This window comes from Zongyangia sp. (assembly GCF_965361945.1).
Genome location: NZ_CBDTOK010000168.1, coordinates 1 through 4,132, shown reverse-complemented (window position 1 = coordinate 4,132; position 4,132 = coordinate 1). Strand labels below are relative to the sequence as shown.

4 protein-coding genes are annotated in these 4,132 nt (G+C 55.3%); all 4 read right to left on the bottom strand.

What is annotated here, in order from left to right; genetic code table 11:
- Positions 1-590 (bottom strand): phosphate ABC transporter ATP-binding protein (locus ACZ25G_RS10250; protein WP_463682385.1); only part of this gene is annotated, 590 nt, incomplete at its 3' end.
- Between the two features lie 361 nt (positions 591-951).
- The gene (pstA, locus tag ACZ25G_RS10245) at positions 952-1,812 is read right to left on the bottom strand and encodes a phosphate ABC transporter permease PstA (RefSeq protein WP_191483151.1); all 861 of its coding nucleotides are present in this window, start codon (positions 1,810-1,812) and stop codon (positions 952-954) included.
- Complete coding sequence (gene pstC / locus ACZ25G_RS10240) at positions 1,812-2,747, bottom strand: phosphate ABC transporter permease subunit PstC (RefSeq protein WP_462933641.1); 936 nt, start codon at positions 2,745-2,747, stop codon at positions 1,812-1,814. Before pstC ends, pstA begins: the two co-directional genes overlap by 1 nt.
- Before the next feature lie 189 nt (positions 2,748-2,936).
- Positions 2,937-3,818, bottom strand: a complete 882-nt coding sequence (locus tag ACZ25G_RS10235; RefSeq protein WP_463682384.1) for a phosphate ABC transporter substrate-binding protein — start codon at positions 3,816-3,818, stop codon at positions 2,937-2,939.
- Between the last annotated feature and the right edge of the window lie 314 nt (positions 3,819-4,132).

Genomic DNA, 4,132 nt, shown 5'->3' with positions numbered 1-4,132 from the left:
TATTTTTCCTTCAGCTCTACCATCAGGTCCTCGATCTTCATGGTGGAAATGGGGTCCAGGGCGGAGGTTGGCTCATCCATCAGCAGTACCTGGGGGGAAACCGCCAGGGCTCTTGCAATACACAGACGCTGCTGCTGGCCGCCGGAAAGGCCCATCGCGCTCTTCTTCAGGCGGTCTTTGACCTCGTCCCAAAGGGCCGCGCCTTTCAGGGAGTTCTCCACGATCTCATCCAGCTGCTTTCTGCTTTTGATGCCGTGGATCCTGGGGCCGTAGGCAATGTTGTCATAAATGCTCATGGGGAAGGGATTGGGCTTCTGGAACACCATGCCTACCCGTTTGCGGAGCATGGTCACATCCACCCGGGGATCATAGATATCCTGGCCCTCCAACAGGACCTCCCCTTCGATTTTGACGTTTTCAATCAGGTCGTTCATCCGGTTGAGGGTCTTTAAGTAGGTGGATTTGCCGCAGCCCGACGGACCGATAAGGGCTGTAATCTTGTTTTTCTCAATATTCAGGTTGATGTTCTTCAGGGCGTGATTGTCCCCGTAGTATAAGTTTAGGTTCCGGGTCTCCATGATATTTTCCATCTGTATAATACTCTCCTATCTATCCCATTCTTACCTCGCCGCGCCTACCGGCGGGGATGACGCGCCCACGGCTTTGTTAGCAACATCGCCGCGACACCCGCAACTATGTTGTGATTGAAACCACAGCGCGGCCCTAGCGGGCGGCATAACGCGCTCATGGCCTAGTTAAAACCACCCTCGCGACACCCGCGATTTTGTTTTTCATTGCGCCCATCCGCGACTTCCTCCAGCGGTAGCTGGCGCGCCCTGGATTTTATTCGTAACACTGTCCGCGATGCCCGCAACGATGTTGCGATTGAAACCACAGCGCGATATCCGCCCCGGGAGGGGCGCGGCTTGTCTGCGGCGACTCGCCGCCCGCTTATGAGTTTTTGGCGTTGAGGCGGCGGGCCAGCAGCTTGGTGGAAAAGTTGATGATGAGCACAATGATCACCAGCACGGCGGCAATGGCGAAGCTGATGCCCAGATCCTCACCACGCATAGCGTACTGATACAGCTGGACGGTGAGGGTGGCGCCGGAGGTCATAAAGTGCTCAAAGAATCCGGGCAGGGTCATCCGCAGCATCTTGGTGCCGATGCCGGCGGTGAAGATCAGGGCTGCCGACTCGCCGACAATACGCCCGATACTGAGGATGACGGCGGTCATAATGCCCGGCATAGCGCTGGGCAGCAGCACGGTGCGGATCATGTGGACACGGGTGGCGCCCATGCCCAGGGCCGCTTCCCGATAGAGGGGATTGACGGATTTCAACGCCTCCTGGGTGGTGCGGATAATGGTAGGCAGTACCATAATGGCCAGGGTCAGGCCACCGGCAATGATGGAATACTGCAGCTTCATAAATACCACAAAGAACATAAACCCGAACAGGCCGTAGATGATGGAAGGAATGCCGGCCAGGGTCTCTGTGGTGAATTCAATGACCTTGACCAGCTTGCTCCTCCCGCCGTACTCGGTCAGATAGATGGCAGAGCCAATACCGATAGGGGTCGCGATGAGCAGGGTGATGATCACAATATACAAAGTATTGATTATATTCGGAAGTATACCAATAGTACCATGTAGTTCACTAGGCTGGGTGGTCAAAAAGCTCCAGCTGATGGAGGGCAGGCCACGGATCAGGATATAAACGATGATTCCAGCGGTGATGGCGATGGTGATGATAGCACATAGCCAGATGAGCCCCCGGATCAGGGTATCGACAGGTCTTACTTTTTTATACATTATTCCTTAGCCCCCTTCTTCAGCACAGTGTTGAGGATGAAGTTCAGGATCATGATGAAGACGAACAGGACAAGCCCGATGGCGAACAGGGCTTCCCGATGGAGCCCGGAGGAGTAGGACATCTCCTGGACAATACCGGTGGTCATGAGACGGACACTGCCCAGCAGCTCCGGCATGTTGACCACGTTGCCCGCCACCATGATGACGGCCATGGTCTCGCCCACAGCACGCCCGATGCCCAGGACCACGCCGGTCATAATGCCGGAGCGGGCCGCCGGGATCTGGACCTTAAAGATGGTCTGGATCTGGGTGGCGCCCAGGGCCAGGGAGGCCTCGGTCAGCTCCCGGGGCACCGCCTTCAGGCTGGTTTCGGAAATGTTGACGATGGTGGGCAGCACCATGATGGCCAGGATGATGATGGCGGAAAGCAGGCACATGCCCAGGGCCAGGTCAAAAATCTCCGCCACCAGGGGTACAATGACTATCATACCGATGAGGCCGTAGATGACCGACGGGATACCGGCCAGCAGCTCCACCGCCGCCCGCAGGACCTTCCGCATCCGCTTGGGTGCGATCTCCGCGATAAAGACGCTGCTGAGCAATCCGATGGGCACCCCGATGAGGATGGCCCCGAAGGTGCCGTAGATGGAGGACAGGATCATGGGCAGGATTCCGAACTTGGGATCCGAGGCTGTGGGAGCCCATTCCTGCCCCAGAAGGAATTCCTTGATGCCAATTTCCCCGATGGCCGGGCCGCCGGAGATGATCATGTAGGCTGTGATGACGACGACGCTTATCACCGCCACCAGGGCGCAGATAATAAAGATAGCCTCGAAGACTGTCTCTACCATCTTTTTGTTGCGCCGGTTTTTCAGAATGTCCGATGATGCGGCAGAGGCTTTCGCCGGCTGAGCCGCGATTACTTTCTCACTCAAAGGTTGACACCGCCTTTTCCTGCACTTTGGTGTGGGTCTACTTTACATAACGTTAAAATTTTGTTCATTATTGCTTTTTGTATATTTCTCCATTCAGACGGAAAACTCTATGCACAGGGGGTGCATAGAGTTTTCTTGACATGGAGTAAAGGGTATTAAGAAGAGGTTTTATGAAAAAGGGAAGTTTTCTTAGATAACAGGGATGCAGCCCGCGGTTTTGGCAACCTCCTGGCCAGCCTCGCTGAGGACATACTCCAGGAATGCCTGGGCCAGCTCGGTGCCTTCGCCCTTGGTCACCATGATGAAGGGACGCTGCAGGGTGTAGCTGCCGTCTTTGATGGTCTCCTCAGAGGGGGATACGCCTCCGACTTTCAAAGCTTTGACGGTGTCGTCTACATAGTCCAGGGAGATGTAGCCGATGGCGTTCTCATTGGTGGCGACCAGGTTCTTGACTTGGCCGGTCTCGTTGAGCTCGCTGTCGTACTGAGCCTCATCTTTGACTCCGACAATTTCCTCAAAGCCGTCGCGGGTACCGGAACCAGCCTCACGGCCGACAACGACGATCTCAGCGTCAGAACCGCCCAGCTCGGACCAGTTGGTGATGTTGCCCAGGAAGATATCTTTGATCTGGTCAATGGTCAGGTCCTCAACACCGTTGGCGGGGTTGACTGCTACCGCGATGCCGTCGAGAGCTACGGTGTTCTCGGTCAGGCCTTCTTTTTCCTCGTCCTTCAGCGCACGGCTCAGGTTGCCGATATCAGAAACGCCGTCGTTTACATTGGTAACTGCCGCACCGGAACCGCCCAGCTGGACGTCAACGGTTACATCGGGATTCTCAGCGGTGAATGCTTCGCCCCAAGCTTTTGCAACCTTCTCCATGGAGGTGGAGCCGGACAGCTTCAGGATACCGGACAGTGCTGCATCGCTCTGGGATTCGCTTCCGCTCTGGGATTCGCTCTGAGAGCTGCTGTTGTTGTCAGCTGCGGAACTGCTGTCACCGCTAGAAGCACAGCCTGCAAAAGCGGTGGTGATCATTGCAGCGGCCAAGAGTGCTGCGAGTAACTTTTTCATCTTTAACAATCTCCTTGTTGTGAAATTTCCGGCAAATTTACATTGCCTTTACATGGGTATTTTCTCTTTTTGGGAACAATGCTATATTACAACACCCTGTTTTTGTGTAAAATCTAGGTTACCTATAGCTTTTGTAAAGTTTATGTAAACCGTCTCACGCGCCTAGCGGCGAGGATGACGCGGCCCTAGCGGGCAGCAAATCGCGCCCGGAGTTTTGTCGGTGACATTGTTCGCGATGCCCGCAACTGGGTGCGATTGACACATAAACGCGGTTTGGCTGCGGCGACTCGCCGCCCGCCGGTAGGTGGCAAAAT

What these genes read in the sequence shown, in the direction of transcription:
- pstA (WP_191483151.1), bottom strand. Translation starts at nt 1,812, where the DNA reads ATGTATAAAAAAGTAAGACCTGTCGATACCCTGATCCGGGGGCTCATC.
- ACZ25G_RS10235 (WP_463682384.1), bottom strand. Translation starts at nt 3,818, where the DNA reads ATGAAAAAGTTACTCGCAGCACTCTTGGCCGCTGCAATGATCACCACC.